Below are 20,209 nucleotides of genomic sequence, written 5' to 3'. Positions count from 1 at the left end.
ATACTAGAGAAGAGAGAATAGTCAAGAAGGGATACGGAGTGTTATGAAAAAATTTGTGATTCTCGGAGGAGGTTATGGCGGTCTGACCATAGCCTTGAACATGCTGGAGAAAGATTTGCCGGAGGATACCATACTGGAAATGATCGATCGGAGTCCTTTCCAAGGGCTCAAAACGGAATATTACGCACTTGCTTCAGGGACAATTGCAGAAACGCATATTCGAGTAGCTTATCCAGATGATCCTCGTTTATTGCTGACTTACGGAGAAGTGTCCTCGGTGGATTTGGAGAAAAAGGAAATTCTTTTCGAAGATAGAGAACCTGTCACGTATGATTGGCTTGTAATTGGTCTAGGCTGTGTAGATAGCTATCATGGCATCATGGGTGCCAAAGAGTTCTCCTCCAGCATTCAAACGCTGGCGCAAACTCGCGCTACGTACCAACGCATCAATAACATCGCGCCTTATGGACAAGTTTCCATTATCGGCGGCGGTTTAAGCGGTGTGGAGATGGCTGCGGAGTTAAGAGAAAGCCGGTCTGATCTCAACATTCGACTCATCGACCGCGGTCCAAGTCTGCTGTCCGCTTTCCCAAGCAACCTGCAGCAATATGTGCGGGAATGGATGGCCCAGCATCATATCGAGCTTCGTCCGAACGTTTCGTTATGTCGTCTGGATGGTGGAGATTTGTACAACGGGGATGAAATCATTCAAACTGATGCGACTATTTGGACAGCAGGCATTCAGCCGAATCCAATTGTTGAAGCCCTGAACGTCCCCAAAGACCGTCAAGGGCGTATTATGTTAAATGAATATCACCAAATCCCAGATCATAAAGACGTGTACGTTGTCGGCGACTGTGCTTCCCTGCCTTTCTCACCAAGTGCGCAAGCTGCGCAAGCACAAGGGAAACAGATTGCTGAAGTCATGCAAGCGATTTGGAAAGGTGAAACGCCGCGGCTGGGTGAAATCAAGCTCAGAGGTACATTAGGTTCACTTGGTAAAAAAGCCGGGTTCGGTATCATGGGTAAACGCACATTGATGACAGGCAAAATCGCCCGTATGCTAAAAAGTGGCGTTCTCTGGAAATCGAAACGCCACTTCGGGTAAGTTCAGGCTCAATCGCTTAGCAGATCGTACATCGCTTCAATCTCTTTGATCTTAGCAAGAATGAGTTCGTGAAGTTGATCTGCGTTCTCTGCGGCAATGATTTCGCCGTTCAATAGGGCATAGGGCTCCATGTAGCACTGTCCGCAATTACCAAGACAGCCGTATTCGATGACATCATAGTCGGGATTTTGTTCTAGTGCTTTCATGACTTTCTCTGTTCCATTGTGCATGTTGCTGGCGCAAAACTCTATGATTGGTCTCATAATAAAAATTCCACCTTATGTCGATATATTCAAGTTGAAAACCATTTTCATTTAATCATTATTGTAATATAATATTAAAAGAAAGGAGATGAATCAAATGTCTGAAAAAACAAAAGAAGCTATTTATGATGAAGTCCTTGAGGTTTTAGATAAACTTCGTCCTTTTCTACAACGCGATGGCGGCGACGTGGATCTCGTTGACGTAGAAGATGGTATTGTGAAGCTGAAACTGATGGGTGCTTGTGGAAGCTGCCCGAGTTCAACCATTACGTTGAAAGCCGGTATCGAACGTGCACTTGTTGAAGAAGTTGAAGGTATAACTGAAGTCGTGCAAGTGTTCTAATACGACTATATCATAAGAAAGAGCTTACCACTATGGTAAGCTCTTTTTGCTAATCTATTTGCGTTGATTAAGCAGCGGCAGCGGCTGGATGGGGTCGAGCCCTCCAGATATATCCATGATGTTGCCTGTGATGAAATCAGAAGCCGGTAAGCATAAGAATTCGATAACCCTGGCTACATCCTCGCCGGTCCCCGGTCTACCTACCGGCGTTTCGCCGTCGACCTCCAGACGGGCCTCCTGCATCGTGCGCTCTTTATTTTTCCCGCGAATGTCGCCTGGGCAAATCATATTCACGGTGATCCCGTGGCTGGCTTCTTCTTCAGCCAATGTCTTCGTGAAGGAGACTAAGCCTACCTTCGCTGCCGCGTAGACAGCGCGATGTGTCCAGCCTCTGGCTTCAGCGGCTCGTCCAAATCCAAAATGGATAATCCGCCCCCACCGCTTCTCCCTCATCATCGGTAAAACCAATTGATCAAGTTCCATAACGCCAAGCAAATTGCCGCGCATTAAATATTCAATTTCATCGACACCATAATCAGCAAAAAATCGCCGTTCCCGGAAAAAAGGCCCCGCATTATTCACGAGAATATCGATCGGTCCCAGCTGTGACGCTGTTTGTTCCACCATGCGTGTTATGTCTTCCCGCTTAGCGACATCGCCTTGGACGGCTATACTGCGAACACCAAAATCTTGCAAGTGATGGACAAGCTCAGCGGCTTCCCTTTCACTATTCACATAATTGACAGCCACCTGACACCCTTGTCTAGCCAGGGTGATGGCGGTCATTTTGCCGAGTCCTTTCGCACTGCCTGTAATAAGAACCGTTCGGCCTCTTAATTCCATGGTCCTCTTACCCCTTTGCAATACTAGCCGTAATATAAGAGAATGCTATAGTTAAGGTTCGGCAAACCATATCAAATCCCTGCTGAAGATCGGCGACATTTGATTTTACATTTTCGACATGAATCCGATCCCCCGGATACGGCTCCTTTTGCATCAGATCATCCAGCATTTCGGCATTAATATAGTGAATCTCCATATTGCGTTGATTGCGCAGCCGATCGAGCGGAGATTTATAATCCATTTTGAGCGTATACAGCTGAACTTCTAACGCCCCGTGAATTTTCTTCTCATGCATCCTGCGCAATACCGTAAAGTACGAATACCGCGCTTTCAGCACCTCCGTCTTGAGCTCAAATAAATCATTCATGAATGTACCCAATTTGTCCAAAATGGAAAACAGCCGAATGAAGGCATTTTTGAAAAAATAAACGAAAAGGCGATAGGCTTCCATCTCTTGCGCGTTCATATCCTCGAGAAACATTTTATTGATATGCTCAGCGTAACGCTCGCAGCAGTATTTGCTCTGCTCAAGCTCGTCTAATGCATCAATGAACCCTTTACTCCAGATCGCTTGCCGGTGGTATTTCGGGTAGTCTGAGGCCGTGTGGTGATGTTCCTTCGATTCCAGATGCTCGATAAACACTCGTACTGCATTGCCAGCCTCCAGCAGGAGCCCGCTGTCTACCCGCTCTGGTTCATGGAATAATGCTCGCAGCATGGGTACACCCCCTTTTTTAGTAAGCTTTATGGATGAACAACAATAGAAGTAAGTATGGGCATAAATAAAAAGAAATAGCCCTCTCTATAGTAAGAAGGCCTCTTCTCCCACAAAACCGTTCTGTCCTATTGCCAGAAGTCAGCCCTGTCAGGGCCTTATGCTTTGCGATCATATAGCGTAAGCACGCATAAATAACATAGAAAACCAAACATACCGGCAACGATTACCGCATGCACCATGCCAGTTAGCAAATAAGCGAGTTCATTCCCCATCGACCAAGTGACGACAGCTCCGCTGATAACTTGCAGGGATACTAGAATGAGTGCCCATTTGCTGCCAAAGCGCAATTTGTCTGAGCTCTGGTAGTAACGTTTTGCCTGAAAGTAAAGAAAGAGAATGCACAGGAATAGCAGTAAAGCCGCAATCCGGTGTGTAAAAACGATGCCCGTCGCACCACTAAGCTCAGGGATGACTTGCCCATTGCACAACGGCCAGCCTGAACACCCGCCTGATGATACCGTATGACGAACGAAAGCACCCAAGTAAACAACAATATAGCTATAGATCGTCGTAATCCATACGATCGCCTTAAAGGAACTGCGAATGGCTGTATCTCTTTGAAATTGGCCCCATGGTGTGAATACAAGCGCAAGCAGCAGGGAAAACGCAAACGCCAGGAGGGATAAGCCAAAATGAAGCGCCAGTACGAGTGAAGATTGCGGCCAAACGACGGCGAGTGCGCCCATTACCGCTTGTACCAACGTCATAACAACGGTTCCAGTGATGAAGTATTTCGCATCTTTCCGTTTAACATAACGAAACACTAAGATGAATGTGGCAATCAGGATTAGCGTCACGATACCGACAACCAGTCGATGACTGTATTCGATAAACGATGATATCGTATGCGCCGGGACGAATTTCCCATGACATAGCGGCCACTCGTCTCCGCAGCCTCTTCCTGCGTCAGCCTTTGTAACCAAGGCCCCCATTGCAAGAATGAGAAACATGCCGATGGCGGACAAATTCGCTAGCCTTTGAATCAGTTTTTGCATGATTGCACCTACTTTTACGTCGTGACTTCTGTGGATCTTGTCGAATATTCGTTTCGTTCGTTTTCAATTATATCTTTAAAAAGTTGGCAAATCCATTCGCAATTGTTACAAAGCTCCGAAACCACCGCTATTCGGCCAAACTCATGGCGAAGTTGTGATTTTCATGCCATATCCAAGGATAAACGACTTCGTCGTCCTTTAGGACGAGAGGGTTTATCAAGGTAGAGCGAAGCAAAAGTAAAAAACTTTTACTTCCTTATCTACTAAAAAAACGACTCTGAAAAGAGCCGTTTCTCTTCCTTCTATTTATGGGGCAAGAGCACCTGATACCTCGAGAGCCCGATCAAGGAACTGCTCAATTTCTTCACGCGTTTTACGCAATTTGCTGACGAAACGAACAAGCTCTTTGCCGTCGCGGAAGGCGATAAAGCTTGGAATACCGAGAATGTTCAGCTGCTCACACAAATCCGGCACTTCGTCGCGATCCAGCTCAACGAAAGTAATCCGCCCCTTATAAGCTTCTTCTACAGCCGGCATGAATGGCTCAATAAAGTGGCAGTCTTTGCACCAAGTAGCTTTAAATACAGCGATCGTTAATACCGGTTGTGAGATTTGTTCTTGAAAAGCTTGTTCATTGGAAATTTTCAACATGATGAGCACCTCACTGCTTAGGAATTTATTAACTTATAGCATGCCCCAAAAAGCGTGTCAAGATTTACGAATGACAGCATCTTCCTCTTCGCCTGTATTTACATTATTAGTAAAAAGTGATATCATAATTATATCAAATAGATATTCAAATGAAATGGCTACTCCAACTTGAAAGGATGTTGATTACATGAAGGAAAAACAAGCTTGGTCCATTAATGGATTTCTTGGCATTTTGTTATTTATTATTGGCGGAGGATTAGGGGTTTTACTCCTGACACAGGAACGTATCTTGCCGGGTGTCATTTTAATCATACTTGGCGTTATCTTTGTTTCGACCATTACAGCCGTACAGCCGAACGAAGCCTCCGTCGTCACGTTCTTCGGCAGCTATCTAGGTACGATCCGGAAGAGCGGCTTGTGGCTCATTGTTCCATTTTCAAATCGCAAGAAAATTTCCTTGCGGGTTCGCAATTTTAACAGCGTCAAATTGAAAGTCAACGATATCGAGGGCAATCCGATCGAAATCGCCGCCGTCGTCGTGTTCAAAGTCGTAGATACGTACAAAGCGCTATTTGATGTAGATAGCTATGAGAAGTTCGTCGAAATTCAAAGTGAAACGGCGCTTCGCCATGTAGCAAGTAAATATCCTTACGACCGATTCGACAGCGAAGGTTATTCGCTCCGGGGGAATGCCGATGAAGTAGCCGCTGAGCTTAGCCTTGAGCTTCAGCATCGTCTCTCGGTTGCAGGTGTCGAGGTCATGGAATCTCGTCTCACTCACCTTGCTTACTCAACCGAAATTGCAAGCGCCATGCTTCAGCGTCAGCAAGCTTCAGCTATTTTATCCGCCCGCCAAACGATCGTTGACGGAGCTGTCGGCATGGTTCAGATGGCCATCGCCCGCCTCGAAGCCGAAGGCTTGCAGCTCGATGAAGAGAGGAAGGCGGCCATGATCAACAATTTGCTTGTAGCCATTGTATCGGACCGCTCAGCGAATCCGGTCATTAATACCGGCTCGCTATACTAAACGGACACCGCTATGGCTCCTAAGAAAAACTTCGCGCTCCGACTCGATCCCAAGCTCTATGAAGCTTTGGAGCGCTGGGCGGAGGATGAGTTCCGGAGCGTTAACAGCCATATTGAGTATTTGCTTCGAGAATCGATGCAGCGGGCGGGACGATTGCCGAAGGTCCGACCCTACGGTTCTGACTCGGAAAAAGATGAGCAAGTTGATTCTTGAAGGTATGCCGGGCAGGCACCCTCACCAATAACAAACCCCCTGACCTTCGTAAGGTCAGGGGGTTTTACTACTTTACAGACAGGCCATCGAAAATAATATTACTTAGTTTCAACCCATCTTTACGCGCAACCTCGCCTTCATAGACGAGCTTGCCGGTATCTAAATCAACCACAGCCACACCGGGAGCTCTCCTGCCGTAAACATTCATATAAAGCCGGCTATCGGTAATCTGTCCCATTTGAACCTGCAACCCGCCCTGCGGCCCATCCTTCAGCCAATCTCTCAGATCAATTTTTACGTCGCTCATTAGCTTCCTCTCCGTCAAATTAAAACGAACAAGCCGCGATTGATCATAGAAGGAGAAAAATACACATCGTCGCCCATATAATTAATTCTAAGCTCCCCGGGTTTTCCGTTCATGAGCAGGTCATGAACAAGTTCGTTTTGAACGGTTTTCATTTGGCCCTTCGAAATATCGTAATACAAAAGTTCCCGATTCACGATGTCTTTCTTCTTCCCATCTGCGGAGTCATCGTTTGCACCATTTATTGCGTAGGAGGTCTGGTCAAAAAGCAAATAACGGTTCGGCTTCATCACTTCGTTTGACGATATAAGTGTCGTCAAGGTATGTAACGTATTATCCTGAGAAACACCCGTTGCAATTACCTGCTTTCCTTCTACGATTTTCTTATCCAGATCCACGGTATACATGACATATTTAGAGTCCTTAGGCTGCGAATATTTACCGGACTTTTGATAAAGATTAACCAACAACTTCATGGTCTGGTCTTCCACATAGACATCCGCTACAAAGATATATTCATTCTGTTCTTTAGGCAGCTTCACCTCGTATGATACGCTGCTCTTCTTCTCTCTCTCCATCACAGAAATGTCAATTATATTCGACTGGGCCTCGTCTTCATGAAAACGTGAATCATATTTCACATAGACAATCTGCTTTTCGTCCACATAAAAAGCATTCGGATTCTTTTTCCCTCTCATAAAAGAGCGGTAATCATGAAATAATTCCCTCAGTTCTTCTTGGTAGAAATACGATGAATCCATCTTTTCCCAGAAGGAATCCTTTTCGTACGGGTAGACGCTCCCGGAGGAACGTATGGCAATCGGCTCAGATATGTATTGTCCTTTTACCGTTAAATGAGAAGCTTCCTCTTCGCGGCCTCCCAATGTTTTGAGATAATAATCGGGTTTGTCGAATTGAGACGCTGCAGCATAATACATACTAATCGTTAATACACTAAATGGAATAAGTACTATAAGTATCCAATAACGTTTCATTGTCGGGGGCGCCTCCTTAAACGGTTACTTTTTTATGCAGCAAATAGGAACTGAACCATACTGAAAAAGCAGTGACAAGGATGCCCATCACAAGTTCCAGCAGAATAAGTTCGCTTGGAAAAAAGAAATCCGGGAACCATACTTCGGAGATGATTTGAGGAAGTATGATAAGAAACGCTGCCACACCGCTATAGAGGATACCCGCTCCAATTCCTTTGAAACGATAACTGCGTTCCAGTAAAACGGCTGTAAACAAGATGATCACACTCACCAAGCCTGCTCCATAGTACAGAGCAAATTCGTTGAAGTACGAGGGAAGCAGGATTTTGAGTAAAGGGTGTTGCCGGATGATTTCCGTTACTGTTAAGTCTTGTCTGAATTCACTTGGAATCAAAGCTTCGAATGCCGCAATCTGAACGTATATAAGTAGGAATTGGTAAGCAACAAGCCCCCAAACAAACAAGAGGATGGCGCTCAATTTAGCCAAATACACATTCATTCTCGAAGTTGGCAGCATAAGCAGCCTGTAAGCAAACGTACTTCTCCCAACCCATTCCTTATACCAAATCAGAAAAATATAGAGGAGAAGCGTCACACCGCATAGACTAATAGACCAATCAAATAGGATATTATCATAACCATTCAAGCTGGCCTTGCTATAATTCTGGACATATTGGACAGCAGTCATTGATTGGCTCTCCATCGCTCTTTCGGCATTATTCATATAATCATGCGTATATAACCAAACGTCCAATAATTGCAAAAGCAAAGTAATAACAAACAATGCGCCATAAAATTTGCTAAAACGGGTAATCTCCCAGTTCAGCAATTTTCCAAAGTTGCTCATGCCAAATACACCTCCCTCATAACATCTACGACGGATTTCCCTTCCTTGGACCGCATTTCCTCCGCATAAAATTGTTTCAACACCCGGCCTTGTTCAAGCAGCACAACTTTATCAATCAAATGTTCAATATCGTGGATTTCATGCGTCGTTATCAGAACTCCTCGGTCTTCAATCAGATGGCTGGTGAACACAGCCGCGATCTGCTCACGGCTGAACATATCAATCCCCGAGAAAGGTTCGTCCATGAGCAGGTAATCAGCGTCCAAGGAGAGTCCGAGCAATAAGTTCGCTTTCGCCGAATTCCCCTTGGACAAGCTGCCTAGCCGGTCTTCCTTTTTCAATTTAAAAAAAGCTAGCAGATCCTGTGCCCGCTTCTCATTCCAGTTCGTATAGAAGTCCTGCATAAACTGCATGGCATCTCCTATTTTCATAGAAGAAGGCATCGTCAACGTATCAGGAATAAACACAACCTTCTCATAGGCCATCTTGTTAACAGGCTGGCCGTCAATTCGAATTCGACCACTTCCAATGGGAGTTAGCCCCATAATGGCTTTCATGATTGTCGATTTGCCGACGCCGTTAATGCCAATAAGACAAGTGATTTCTCCCTTTTCCGCTGTGAAAGAGACCTCATCCAGCACATTTTTTCTCCCATATTTCTTAACAATTTGATCGACTTCTATCATTCTTTAACCTCCCTTGCTCGCTCTGCTTCGTACTTCTCTTTGACAAAACGAAGCAGGTCATCCGTGGGGAGTTCAATCTTTTTGATGGATTGTATAAAAACCTCCACAGCCTCTTGAATAAGCTCTTGACGAATCGAATTTAAAACCTGCTTGTCCGTCGTTATCCGACTAGGGGAATTACCCGCGGTTGTTATCAAATGTTGCTCCTCCATTTCTTTATACGCCCTCTGTACCGTATTGGGATTAATTTGGAGCAAACCTGCAAGTTCGCGTCTAGATGGAATTTCCTGGCCTGCAGCCAACTTGCCTGTTGCCATTTCTTCTTTAAAATGTCGGACAACCTGCAGATAAACCGGATCGCGATTGTTAAACGTAATGTTCATCTACCCATCTCCTATGTACTTCCTTAGTAAATCTGGATAATTATAGTGTGTGTATTAATTGACTCATACACTAAGTGTACTATACCCTTCATACACTTCTTTTGTCAACAAATAACTTCTATATATTTACTATTATGAATTGTAATCACCAATTTCTTCTTCAATACGACTAATAGATCACATCAGGTACAACAAAAAAACATCCCTGCTAGCCTAAGCTAGAGGGATGTTTTCCGTATTATACAGTAACTGTAATTGTCGGTGCAGAAATTGTCGGCTCTACAGTAATATCAGAAGTCGTATTGGAGAAATCAGAGACTTCGAGAACGACTGGTGCACCAGCTGTAGTTGCTGTCGTAGCTAAAACCAGGGATGCCGTTGTAAGGGTAGACAATCCAGCCACTTGCAGCACACCGTTGACATATACGTTGTAGTAACCGTCTGTCGGAGGTGCTGGAAGGTCTGTAATCGCATTGCCGTTATCATCTAAAAAGCTTGCTGCTGGAATCGTTGTATCCGTCGTAATCATACCTGCTGTAAGAACTGCGCTATATCTTGTTACAGCAGGATCTACCGTTGTTTCAACGGTACCCCCAGTAGCAACCGGCGCGGAAGCTGTAGCGGTCACAAAAAGTTTAATCAGAGACGCTGCCATCATTTCACCCCCTTCCCTAATTCCCAATGGCTATCTATAGATACGGACGCTTTGGACAATGATGGGGACCCCTTTTTCTGGAACATCCTCTGAAGTTAAAGTTAAAGCTCCTTCCCGTATATGGTATAACGTTCGAGGCTGCAGAACACCGTTCACGAAGACTTGTCGATACGAGATCATCTTCGGACTTGGAATAGATTGAATCCCGTATCCGGGAGTCTGATCTTCGTTGGTATACTCCCTTTTTTCCCCATCGGAAATGGCATAGAAGAAATAGGTCTGCGCCAAAAACTTGACGCCTAGACGTTTGGTTCTATGCCTGGACCTTTTTTTTCGCCGTTTAGACGCCTTCTTAGGGCATGGACGACAACTTGCCACATACAAGTTCATGCTGATGTAAATCACCCCGCCAACGCTGACTTCTGTTAGTTCATTTTATGCATAAAATAATGCCAGTAATTGGATTAAATTATCAGGTGCTTCCCCCATTTATGGAAAAAAGCAGCTTTACATGCGCGGTATCCTCACATACCTGCGAGTAAACGGGCTAACAATAAGGAGATGATGCAGGTGAGGTCGAGGAGGTTATTATGAGATCAACACAGTTGGAGATCATCCCTTTATCCAAAAACATCGCAGAACGATTTGAAAAGGGGCTCACCCAACAATTAGAGCTTCTTCGAGGCGGTGTTCAGCCATTTCCTCTTACAGCGGAGGAGACACGGATCGTGGAGGACATACGGGCGCGAACCCGGGAGGAGAATCGTAATAACGTAACACGCACAATGGCCTATTGGGCCTGTTACCAGAAGCACCCCGAGCTGCACTGGGCTCTGTTAGCACATATGGTCTCCCGCAACGGTGGTTGGAACATGACCGATCTGCATGGCGATCTCCTGCCGCACCTTATTGACAGTGATCAAGTTGAGCATCTGTTTGCTTTTTTGGAACGCGCAAATGGGCTTATTTTTCAAGATGCTTATCCACAATTACTGCTTTATGACGAAAGTAAGAAGCGCGAGAAGAACCTGTTTCACTTGCTTCCCCATTTCAATATTTCCATCTGGATGGTCCCTGTCTGGCATGAGTTTTGGACGAACCCGGACTCCACCGCGCTGACGATTGCTCTTATTGTGAATGAACAAAATTACATCGAGCAGCGAATTGTCCAGAAGGGCACGTTCCGAGAAACCGTTCTAGATAAGACACTTTTTAAAGCTCAAGGCTGGATGCAGCTGAATCAAATTGCTTTCCCTTTTTGGTCCCCGTCCGCCGAAGCCGGCTCCCCCCAGCCTCGTCTGGCTGGACTCATTCTCGAGAATTTTGCCGACTTAGCTGAACGCATAGCCCTTGGGAAAGGCCTTTACGCGGTTCTAATCGGAGCGCCAGAAGTGCTGCAAGGTGTACTCCGCTTCGCTGCATCGACGCCCCATACGGGTTCACGCGCTGACTATTGGCCTCACTTATTTACACCCATACAAAAAGCCCCCCCTGATCATCTCTATCAGGAGAGGCTGGATGGCTGCTTCCTCAAGAAGGGAAGCTCGCCTTTGTATAGTCCTACACTTGAAACTGTATGGCCGGATCGGCCATTACTGCCTGTGGAACCTGGCGACTGGTTTCAAGATGTTGAAACGCCAATGGGGTATATGCACCCTATCGAAGTGCCGCAGACCTTTGATTTAACCCGCGCCATGAGCGAAGGGCTTAATAGCATTGAGCTCGCCATACTGGCAGCGCAGGCTATGAACGTCGTCCGATAAGGCGGCTTGCTTTGCCGATCAGCTTTTGAACAGGCGCTGGGAAATTCTTGACATCGTCCTTCGTAACCACACGCGTCGCCATGAGCATCAGCGGGTATAAAGCAGCCGTGAAGCCGCAAACAAGTATTGCGTTGATTCCTTCGTTGATCCTGTACAAGCTGGTTGGATGTACATACGTGTGGGTCAACCACTCAGCCGCGAAGCCTAAGCCGGCAATGACCACAATTGAAATCGTTAAACCGATGAAGCGCCGGCCAAGAATGGTGAAGCTCACTTCTTTGCGCAGCGTGCGCAAATTGAGCCATGACATAGCAATGAAGCAAAGCCCTGTGGAACCAATGATCCCATAGATGCCGAACCATGGAGCGAGCAAGAAGCTGCCGGCAAGCTTAACCGCAATACCAACAGCAACATGCAGCATCAGCGGTTTCATACGGCCCATGCCCATTAATACGGCACCTGAGGTTTGCATGACAATTTGGAACATAGCGCCCAAAGTCAGCAAGGAGATCATGTAAGGTCCATGACTCATCCCATAGGCTGTATCTTCATGTCCGAACATGAAGAAATCAAGCGGACGGGCAGCAATCGCGATAACGAGCACCGCAGGCAAGCCCGATAAAATAGACAGCTGCAGCACTCTGGTTGTTTGATGCCCTACCTGTTTCAGATCTTTGCGGGAGTACGCTGCTGAAATGATCGGCACAACGGATTGACTGAGCGCAATCGCCAAAATAATCGGGATACCCGCCAGAGATTGCGCCCGGCCCCCGATAATCCCGACCAAACCAAGCGCCTCGCTGCTGCCGATCTTCCCTTCCAAGAGGGGAATGATGATCGACGTATCGATCGCATAGACCAAAGTAACCGTCACTGAGAAGATGACGATCGGGATCGAGAGCTTCAGCAGGCTGCGGTAAATGTCCCTATACCTTGCAGGTGCTGTTGCAGCCGCCGAGGAGTGCCCGGCTGCAGTTTCATGAGCCGCGGCGGAAGACACATTTTCTTTCAGCCTTTGAGCGTCCCTGCGTTTGAGCTTCATCGCATAGTAAAGCATAACGGCAAGCGCGGCGATTCCGCCCATAACCCCGCCGAAAGATGCTCCCGCAACTCCCCAGCCCAAGCTAATATTTAAAAGAATAAAGGCAAGACCAATCGAGGTGACCAGTCTGAAAACTTGTTCCACCACTTGCGAGACTCCGTTAGGCATCATGTTTTGTCGGCCTTGGAAATAACCGCGCATAATCGCAATAAGCGGGAAGAACAGCATGGCCGGCGCGATAGCACGGGTTGCCAGCGTAGCATCGGGTCCCCCGTGTGATATTTGTTCCGCATAAATCGGCGCAAACACATATAACAGCACGGTCATGAATACGCCAGCGACGATGGCAAATAAAATAGCTGCGCGATAAATTCGCTCTGCCTCGTCAGGTCGTCCGATCGCATATTTTTCCGATACCATTTTGCTTAACGCGCTGGGAATCCCTGCTGTCGCCACAACAAGAAGAATAGAGTACAAATTAAAAGCTATCGAATAACTGCCCATTCCCCCCTCGTGCAACAAGTGCACGAGCGGAATACGCTGAAAAACGCCGAGAAACCGCGCTACGAGCGCGGCTACGGTGAGAATGAGCGTCCCTTTTACAAGAGAATCTTTGGTTTCCTTCGTCAAATGTGTTCCTACTCTCTAATCCTTTATTCAAACAACATCATGTTCAATTAAAAAACCCAAATCAAGAAGAGAACAATCATCGCCAGTTGCAGCACAATTTTGACAGCACTGCTGGCAAAGAAACCGATCACGGAGCCTATCCCGGCGCTGATCGCATTTTGCCATTTCGTGCCGATAATGATTTCACCAATCACAGCGCCTAAGAAAGGTCCTATGATTAACCCGAAAGCCGGAATGACGAAAGGCCCCACAATAAGGCCAATCGTACTCCCGATCACAGCCGCCTTCGAACCCCCGAATTTCTTGACTCCCATTGCGCTCACAGCATAATCGGCAACCATAATAATAAGAACAATCAGGGTCTGCGTGGTCCAGAACACCCAGCCAAACGGCTCAAAGCTGATCAGCCAGCCATATAGGAAGAACGCCGCATAGATAGCCAAAACACCAGGCAGCACTGGATAAACCGCACCTATCATACCTACAACAAACAAAAGAATGACCAAGCTCCAGGCTAACGTGATCATAGGCTCATCTCCGTCCGATATTGTACTGGCTAAACCGGCTAATTACAGCATATAAGCGTGAATGATTTTGGCAACCGCGCTTTCTTCGTTCGTCACCGTCGTGATATCCGCAATCTGTTTGACTTCATCCTGCGCATTGCCCATGGCAACGCCAAGACCCGCTTCACGAATCATCGTGATATCATTCTGGCTGTCCCCCATCGCAATCACTTCCGACATCTGAATCCCCAGAAGCTGACAGACTGCCTCCACACCGCTTGCTTTGCTAATCCCAAGCGGGTTTAATTCAATGTTCGACGGATGAGAGTTGGTGATTTCAAGCGTTCCCCAGCTCTCTGCAATTTCGCGAATACGCTGCAGCTTCTCCGCGTTTTCCGTGAAGAAACCGAACTTCAGCCATTCGCCGTTCGGGATGTCCAGACCTTCGCGCTCGCGGTTGAAGACACCTTCGACAGAGTAAGCCCACCACCAGCAGTCATGCTCCTCAGCGAGCGCATGTAATCGGCTCACGGTTTCAACCGGAAGCAGTGTCCGCCGAAGCAATTTGTCCGGCGACTCCCATACTTCACTGCCATTTACCATAACCATAGGCGTAGATAGCCCCAGCTCCTGAATGTAAGGCAAGGCGCTGATGGCTCCGCGGCCAGTCGACATGATGACGATTTTGCCAGCCTCCGTCGCTTGACGAATGGCGGATTGATTTTCCGGCGAAATTTTTTTCTCCTCATCCAGTAAGGTACCGTCCATATCGAGGGCAATTAACTTATAAAGTCCCACGTTCCCCATCTCCTGTCTATACGGTTGTCGTCCTTGATAGACCTAGTAAGCAGCGAGCACTTTCTTAGGCAGCTCTTCCATAAAAGTCATATGCCAGAGGGCAAAAATATAGATCGTCCAAATCCGGCGCGCATAATCGCCCTGGCCGTTACGGTGCTTCTGAAGCATCCGCTCTACCGTGTTCATATTAATATAATCTTCAATTCCGCTGGCTTTGATCTGCTCAAGCAGCACATCCCCCATCGGACCTTGTACCCATTGACGCAAAGGTACAGGGAAACCCAGCTTCGGACGGTTCAGAATTGGGTCCGGGATAATGCCTTCCATCGCTTTGCGGAAAATATATTTGGTCGTTCCATTGGCAATGCGATATTTCGCCGGGATGCGGCGTGCCACATCGAACAGCTCCTTATCCAGGAAAGGAACGCGCAGTTCAAGCGAATGCGCCATCGTCATTTTATCGGCTTTCATCAGGATATCGCCGGGCATCCACAGATTCATATCGATATACTGCATCCGGCTGACCGGATCAAGATGTTTGGTCTTGTTGTAATAGTCTCCAGCGATCTGCACGGGATTCTTATAGGCCCGCAGCATCTCCGTATCGAGACGCAGCACTTCCGCTTTCATATCCTCTGTGAAAATCTTCGCGTTACCAAGGAAGCGCTCCTCCAGCGGCGTCGTGCCGCGCAACACATAGTTGCGCCCCTTCACGCTGCTTGGCAGCATCCGCGCGAAGCGGTTCAGCATGCGCTTGATCGAATGCGGCAGCTGATCGATCGGCCGCAGCGACTGCGGCTCGCGATAGATGCGGTAGCCGCCGAACAGCTCGTCCGCGCCTTCGCCGGACAGCACAACCGTCACGTGCTCGCGCGCAAGCTGCGCCACGTGGTAGAGGGCAATGGCCGAAGGATCGGCAACAGGCTCGTCCTGGTGCCAGATCGCCTTCGGCATCGTGCTGAAGAAGTCATCCTTCGTGATGACTTTGTCGTAGTGCTCTGTGCCAAGCGCCGCAGCCGTTTGGGCGGCGATTGGCGTCTCGTTGTTGGCGCCTTCGAAGCCAACGGAGAACGTGCGGATCGGTTCAATGTTCCGCATGTGGGTGGCGATGGCCGTGGAGTCAATCCCGCTGGACAAGAAGCATCCGCGCTCCACATCACTGACCATGTGGTGCTTGACGGAGTCCTTCAACGTTTCGCGGATTTGCTCCACGTAATAGTCAAAAGGACGTTCCTCAGGTTCGAACATCGGATCCCAATACTTATGTATGGACATTTCGCCATCGAAGGTTACCTTGACATAGTGGGCCGGCGGCAGTTTGTGGATGCCGTGGAACATCGTGTTCGGCTCCGGAACATACTGAAAGGTCAGATAGTTCAGCAAGCTGTCCGTATGGATCAACCGGTTCATGCCATCCGCAGCGAGCAAGCTCTTAATTTCCGAGCCAAACAAAAACTGACGGTCGTTGACATGATAATAAAACGGCTTAATGCCGAAATGGTCTCTCGCTCCGAACAGCTGCTTCTTTTTCTTGTCCCAGATCACGAATCCGAACATGCCGCGCAAATGCTTGACGCATTCCTCTCCGAACTCCTCATAAAGGTGAACAATAACCTCCGTATCGCTATGCGTGCGGAATTGGTGCCCGCGTTCCTGCAGCATTCCGCGTAACTCTTTGTAATTATAAATTTCTCCGTTAAAAATGATCCAGACGGAATCATCCTCATTGGCTAGCGGCTGATGCCCTTCTTGAATATCAATAATGGACAACCGGCGAAAGCCGAGACCAATTCGATTATCCGTCCAAAAACCGGAATCGTTCGGTCCCCGATGCACAATCACATCCGTCATTTGCTGCAGCATGGCAACTGTTGGTTCTCTATCTTCAAAATACATCACACCCGTAATACCACACATGGTGAAACTCACTCCTCCGTACCATTCATCAAACTATCTCTCGCGAATACCGATACATTAGTATACCATATCCGTCCGCCATACTGGAAATAGGATGAAAGTACGCATTCAGCTGTCTATCATAGGAAAATGAAGGTAATGATCAGTCTTTTTAATGAAGCTGTGAATCGCGTCGTTTTCATGCTGTCCCCCACCTTTCTTTTCTCTACGCACAAAAGTTTACCTCATGCAACTTTTGGCGTATAGGAGGGTTCTCCTCCTTACCTCAACATATGCTCAGGAATGATTAACGGTTCCACCTCTTATATATTGCTTCCTGTAGGCAAGCGGTGAGAGACCTATTTTGGCACGAAAACAGTTCGAGAAATAAGCGGCATGATGGAAGCCCACCTCCTCAGAGATGCGCTCAATGGACCACTGCGTTTTCAGCAGCAGCAGCTTGGATTGTTCAATTCGATAGGCAAGCAAATACTCGAGTGGCGTGCAGCCATACACACTTTTCATACAGCGGCTCAAATAATTCGGATGAAAATGGAACTCGTCAGCCAACCGCTCATTGGTCAAATCAGCCGAGTAATGCTGCTTAAGATAAGCTTCGATTCGCTCAGCCAACCTATGTACTTTGGATTGCTCATCAGGTTTACTTCCAATATCTAACGCACGCAAAATTTCCGTAAAAATGCGCTGCTCTTCCCAGAACGATACAGACCTTTCCGAGACGGACATTTGTAGGAGTTGGTGCCAAAGCTCTTGGATCCGCTCGGGGTCCGATGCTGCGCCTTGTTGAGCAAGGGTAATTTCATTTTTTTGAGGTAAAACGAATTCGCTGCGCGGAAAGGGCTTGCTCTCTCTGATCGTGTAAGGGCTGCTTGTTTGAAAATGAAGCCAATAAAAATGACATTCCGCCTCGCACGGACGCACGGCATAATGATATTTATCCGGAAGCAGCAGCACGTATTGGCCCTCGGTCAAGCTCCACGTCAACTCCTCTTCCCCCAAATGTAGCGTACCCTTCGTAATGAGAAGAAGATCATACATCCCTAACCCTGCGCGATCCGGATGCGTGTCCCCTGCCTGGTACGCCCTGAACCCGCTCTCCAAATAATAAGGAAGAGGCGGTGCAGCGAACGATATCTCTTTCATTAGGCGGCGTCTCCTTTAAAAAGTTGTGTGAAATTTTATAAATAACTGGTTGCATTTCTACCTGTTTCTTCCCCAGTATCCCTCATATAATTGGAGAAAGTAAAGCCTATTTCGCAAATTCAGGAGGTTGCTTCATGTCAAATGCACTGCTGCAGGCCAAGCACAAATTGTCCTTGAATCAAATCCAAATCAACGATGACTTCTGGAATCATTACGTCAGTCTTGTTCGCAATACGGTCATTCCCTATCAATGGGAAGCCCTGAATGATCGTGTTCCCGATGCCGAACCTAGCCATGCCATCCATAATTTCCGAATTGCCGCAGGGCTGGAAACAGGGGAATATCACGGTTGGGTGTTTCAGGATTCCGATCTCGCCAAGTGGCTCGAGGCTGTCGCCTATTCCCTTCAACAACAGCCTGATGCAGCATTGGAACAGACCGCAGACGAGACCATTGACCTGATCGTACAAGCGCAGCAAAGCGATGGTTATTTAAATACATACTTTACGATTAAAGAGCCTGGCAAGCGTTGGACGAACTTGTACGAGTGCCATGAATTGTATTGTGCAGGCCATATGATTGAAGCTGCCGTTGCATATTTTGAGGCTACAGGGAAAAGGAAGCTGCTGGATGCGATGTGCCGTTTTGCGGATCATATTCAGGATGTATTCGGCCCCGAAGAAGGAAAAATTCGAGGCTATGACGGGCATCAAGAGATTGAATTGGCGCTGGTCAAATTGTATACGGTAACGAAACAGGAGAAATATCTCCAGCTTGCCTGCTATTTCATCGATGAGCGAGGACAACGGCCGGATTTCTTCGATGGGGAGTGGGAGCGCAGGGGAAAAACCTCTATCTATCGCGCAGGTGAAACCCCTTTGCCGAGTCTGAGCAGCATTTATAATCAGAGCCATCTGCCTGTTCGTGAGCAAGATACGGCTATCGGACATTCGGTTAGAGCCGTTTACATGTACACGGCCATGGCTGATTTGGCCAGATTGACCGGGGACGAGAAGCTGCTTGCCGCATGCAGGAAGCTCTGGGCGAATATGACGCAGAAGCAAATGTACATCACGGGAGGCATCGGTTCGACGCACCATGGGGAGGCGTTCTCGTTCGACTATGATTTGCCGAATGATACGGTGTATGCCGAGACTTGCGCTTCCATCGGTTTAGTGTATTTTGCTCAGCGTATGCTGCGTCTAGAATCGCGGAGCGAGTATGCCGACGTGATCGAGCGGGCGCTATATAACATCATCATCGGCAGTATGAGTCAGGATGGCAAACGATTCTTTTATGTGAATCCGTTGGAGGTTTGGCCACAAGCTTCTGCGAACAATCCCGGCAAACGTCATGTGAAAGCTGAGCGTCAGAAATGGTTTGGATGCGCTTGCTGCCCTCCCAACTTGGCGCGGATTCTCTCTTCGCTTGGGGAGTATATTTATACGACTGAACCAGGACGAATCAACTGCCATTTGTTTATCGGCAGCGAAAGTACGATTACGTTGGACGATGCAACACAAGTTGGGTTGAAACAAGTCAGTTCGTTGCCTTGGAGTGGGGATACTTCGCTTGAACTAAGTTTGGCTCAGCCACGCTCGTTCACATTGGCTTTGCGCGTGCCTTACTGGTGCGACAGCCAACCTCAATTGCTCATCAACGGTGAAAAAGAGGATGCGTACGCGGTTGAGAATGGCTATGCGATTATCGATCGCATTTGGACGGATGGTGACATCGTCACTTGGCTGCTTCCGATGGAGGCACACCTCATCCAAGCGAATCCGCTTATCCGCAGCAATGCCGGGAAAGCCGCTATTCAAAGAGGGCCTTTAGTGTACTGCGTTGAGCAGGTCGATAATGGCGCTCCTCTCGCAACACTTAGCCTTCAGAGTGGAACAGAACTGAAAGTGGAGGCTGACACTAGTGCGCTTGGTGGCACAGTGAGGATTGAGGCAGAAGGCTTTAGGGATGCGACGCCTGAGGCTTGGGCTTCGGCAGAGTCGTACCGTCGCTGGGCGCCATCGGCGGACCCCGTCGCCTTGCAGGCGGTTCCCTATTTCCAATGGGGGAATCGTGGGGTTGGCGAGATGGCGGTGTGGATTCGGGTACAACAGTGAAGTTAGGAAAGAGGCTGCTTTTTGAGGCGGCCTCTTTTTTTGTGCTTTTACTTGGTCTTGGTTCCTTGAATTCTCAGTTAGAGGGAACTCTGGTACGCTATTTTGCCAAGTTCCCACTATTTGAAGTCTTAGTGGGAACTACAGTCCCTTATTTCGATGTATTCCCCTGAAAAAGCGGAGTTTGCGAACAAATAAGACCCCA

23 protein-coding genes are annotated in these 20,209 nt (G+C 47.6%); 6 read left to right on the top strand and 17 right to left on the bottom strand.

Annotation, left to right across the window (positions count from 1 at the left end):
* Window positions 1-43 precede the first annotated feature (43 nt).
* A complete protein-coding gene (locus ACKTT9_RS06815) occupies window positions 44-1,108 on the top strand; it encodes an NAD(P)/FAD-dependent oxidoreductase (protein ID WP_407870968.1) in 1,065 nt (354 codons plus the stop codon).
* Window positions 1,109-1,116: 8 nt separating this feature from the next.
* Here ACKTT9_RS06815 and ACKTT9_RS06810 read toward each other — a convergent pair whose 3' ends face one another.
* Window positions 1,117-1,371, bottom strand: coding sequence for a YuzB family protein (locus ACKTT9_RS06810; protein WP_127452918.1), 255 nt, complete (start codon window positions 1,369-1,371; stop codon window positions 1,117-1,119).
* A 97-nt stretch (window positions 1,372-1,468) separates the two neighbouring features.
* On the opposite strand from ACKTT9_RS06810, the gene ACKTT9_RS06805 reads away from it, so the two are divergent.
* A complete protein-coding gene (locus ACKTT9_RS06805; RefSeq protein ID WP_157319629.1) occupies window positions 1,469-1,714 on the top strand; it encodes a NifU family protein in 246 nt (81 codons plus the stop codon).
* 54 nt (window positions 1,715-1,768) lie between these two features.
* On the opposite strand, the gene ACKTT9_RS06800 is transcribed toward ACKTT9_RS06805, so the two are convergent.
* The 4 genes from ACKTT9_RS06800 to ACKTT9_RS06785 all read right to left on the bottom strand — a co-directional run bounded on the left by ACKTT9_RS06800 (window position 1,769) and on the right by ACKTT9_RS06785 (window position 4,981).
* Window positions 1,769-2,557, bottom strand: coding sequence for an SDR family oxidoreductase (locus tag ACKTT9_RS06800; RefSeq protein WP_407870967.1), 789 nt, complete (start codon window positions 2,555-2,557; stop codon window positions 1,769-1,771).
* Window positions 2,558-2,564: 7 nt separating this feature from the next.
* Window positions 2,565-3,275, bottom strand: a complete 711-nt coding sequence (locus tag ACKTT9_RS06795) for a Cthe_2314 family HEPN domain-containing protein (RefSeq protein WP_127452925.1) — start codon at window positions 3,273-3,275, stop codon at window positions 2,565-2,567.
* 155 nt (window positions 3,276-3,430) lie between these two features.
* Window positions 3,431-4,330 carry a heme A synthase gene (locus ACKTT9_RS06790; protein ID WP_157319632.1) on the bottom strand — a complete coding sequence of 300 codons (900 nt, stop codon included), beginning with the start codon at window positions 4,328-4,330 and terminating at the stop codon, window positions 3,431-3,433.
* 306 nt (window positions 4,331-4,636) lie between these two features.
* On the bottom strand, window positions 4,637-4,981 hold the full coding sequence (locus ACKTT9_RS06785; RefSeq protein WP_127452929.1) for a thioredoxin family protein: 345 nt from the start codon (window positions 4,979-4,981) through the stop codon (window positions 4,637-4,639).
* 187 nt (window positions 4,982-5,168) lie between these two features.
* On the opposite strand from ACKTT9_RS06785, the gene ACKTT9_RS06780 reads away from it, so the two are divergent.
* Together ACKTT9_RS06780 and ACKTT9_RS06775 are read left to right on the top strand one after the other, a co-directional pair.
* On the top strand, window positions 5,169-6,008 hold the full coding sequence (locus tag ACKTT9_RS06780; RefSeq protein WP_157319633.1) for an SPFH domain-containing protein: 840 nt from the start codon (window positions 5,169-5,171) through the stop codon (window positions 6,006-6,008).
* Window positions 6,009-6,020: 12 nt separating this feature from the next.
* Window positions 6,021-6,221: an Arc family DNA-binding protein gene (locus ACKTT9_RS06775; RefSeq protein ID WP_157319634.1), complete on the top strand. Its 201-nt coding sequence runs from the start codon at window positions 6,021-6,023 to the stop codon at window positions 6,219-6,221.
* 67 nt (window positions 6,222-6,288) lie between these two features.
* Here the strand turns inward: ACKTT9_RS06775 and ACKTT9_RS06770 are convergent, their stop codons facing one another.
* The 7 genes from ACKTT9_RS06770 to ACKTT9_RS06740 form a co-directional block, all read right to left on the bottom strand.
* Window positions 6,289-6,528: a hypothetical protein gene (locus ACKTT9_RS06770; RefSeq protein WP_407870966.1), complete on the bottom strand. Its 240-nt coding sequence runs from the start codon at window positions 6,526-6,528 to the stop codon at window positions 6,289-6,291.
* Between the two features lie 14 nt (window positions 6,529-6,542).
* Complete coding sequence (locus ACKTT9_RS06765; RefSeq protein WP_407870965.1) at window positions 6,543-7,520, bottom strand: hypothetical protein; 978 nt, start codon at window positions 7,518-7,520, stop codon at window positions 6,543-6,545.
* A gap of 16 nt (window positions 7,521-7,536) precedes the next feature.
* The gene (locus ACKTT9_RS06760; protein WP_407870964.1) at window positions 7,537-8,367 is read right to left on the bottom strand and encodes a hypothetical protein; all 831 of its coding nucleotides are present in this window, start codon (window positions 8,365-8,367) and stop codon (window positions 7,537-7,539) included.
* On the bottom strand, window positions 8,364-9,053 hold the full coding sequence (locus tag ACKTT9_RS06755; RefSeq protein WP_407870963.1) for an ATP-binding cassette domain-containing protein: 690 nt from the start codon (window positions 9,051-9,053) through the stop codon (window positions 8,364-8,366). Before ACKTT9_RS06755 ends, ACKTT9_RS06760 begins: the two co-directional genes overlap by 4 nt.
* Window positions 9,050-9,436: a GntR family transcriptional regulator gene (locus tag ACKTT9_RS06750; RefSeq protein ID WP_127452941.1), complete on the bottom strand. Its 387-nt coding sequence runs from the start codon at window positions 9,434-9,436 to the stop codon at window positions 9,050-9,052. Before ACKTT9_RS06750 ends, ACKTT9_RS06755 begins: the two co-directional genes overlap by 4 nt.
* 238 nt (window positions 9,437-9,674) lie before the next feature.
* The gene (locus ACKTT9_RS06745; RefSeq protein WP_407870962.1) at window positions 9,675-10,094 is read right to left on the bottom strand and encodes a DUF4183 domain-containing protein; all 420 of its coding nucleotides are present in this window, start codon (window positions 10,092-10,094) and stop codon (window positions 9,675-9,677) included.
* Between the two features lie 27 nt (window positions 10,095-10,121).
* A complete protein-coding gene (locus ACKTT9_RS06740; RefSeq protein WP_407870961.1) occupies window positions 10,122-10,379 on the bottom strand; it encodes a DUF4183 domain-containing protein in 258 nt (85 codons plus the stop codon).
* A 302-nt stretch (window positions 10,380-10,681) separates the two neighbouring features.
* On the opposite strand from ACKTT9_RS06740, the gene ACKTT9_RS06735 reads away from it, so the two are divergent.
* Window positions 10,682-11,854, top strand: coding sequence for a DUF2515 family protein (locus tag ACKTT9_RS06735; protein WP_407870960.1), 1,173 nt, complete (start codon window positions 10,682-10,684; stop codon window positions 11,852-11,854).
* On the opposite strand, the gene ACKTT9_RS06730 is transcribed toward ACKTT9_RS06735, so the two are convergent.
* From ACKTT9_RS06730 to ACKTT9_RS06710, 5 genes are all read right to left on the bottom strand, one after another.
* Window positions 11,835-13,526, bottom strand: a complete 1,692-nt coding sequence (locus ACKTT9_RS06730) for an oligosaccharide flippase family protein (RefSeq protein WP_407870959.1) — start codon at window positions 13,524-13,526, stop codon at window positions 11,835-11,837. The two genes, ACKTT9_RS06735 and ACKTT9_RS06730, sit on opposite strands and share 20 nt — an antisense overlap.
* 47 nt (window positions 13,527-13,573) lie before the next feature.
* Window positions 13,574-14,053 (bottom strand): DUF456 domain-containing protein, encoded by a 480-nt coding sequence (locus ACKTT9_RS06725; RefSeq protein ID WP_127452951.1) that lies wholly within the window; start codon window positions 14,051-14,053, stop codon window positions 13,574-13,576.
* A 42-nt stretch (window positions 14,054-14,095) separates the two neighbouring features.
* Entirely contained in the window at window positions 14,096-14,830 is a 735-nt protein-coding gene (locus tag ACKTT9_RS06720) for a Cof-type HAD-IIB family hydrolase (RefSeq protein WP_407870958.1), read from the bottom strand.
* A 42-nt stretch (window positions 14,831-14,872) separates the two neighbouring features.
* Window positions 14,873-16,747 (bottom strand): asparagine synthase (glutamine-hydrolyzing), encoded by a 1,875-nt coding sequence (asnB, locus tag ACKTT9_RS06715; RefSeq protein WP_157319643.1) that lies wholly within the window; start codon window positions 16,745-16,747, stop codon window positions 14,873-14,875.
* Between the two features lie 276 nt (window positions 16,748-17,023).
* Entirely contained in the window at window positions 17,024-17,890 is an 867-nt protein-coding gene (locus ACKTT9_RS06710) for an AraC family transcriptional regulator (protein WP_407870957.1), read from the bottom strand.
* Between the two features lie 134 nt (window positions 17,891-18,024).
* Here ACKTT9_RS06710 and ACKTT9_RS06705 point away from each other — a divergent pair, with 134 nt between their 5' ends.
* Window positions 18,025-20,007: a glycoside hydrolase family 127 protein gene (locus ACKTT9_RS06705; RefSeq protein ID WP_407870956.1), complete on the top strand. Its 1,983-nt coding sequence runs from the start codon at window positions 18,025-18,027 to the stop codon at window positions 20,005-20,007.
* Window positions 20,008-20,209: the final 202 nt, after the last annotated feature.

The organism is Paenibacillus sp. P36 (assembly GCF_045866505.1).
GTDB classification, from domain to species: Bacteria; Bacillota; Bacilli; order Paenibacillales; family NBRC-103111; genus Paenibacillus_E; species Paenibacillus_E chondroitinus.
This window is presented reverse-complemented; position numbering and strand designations above follow the sequence as displayed.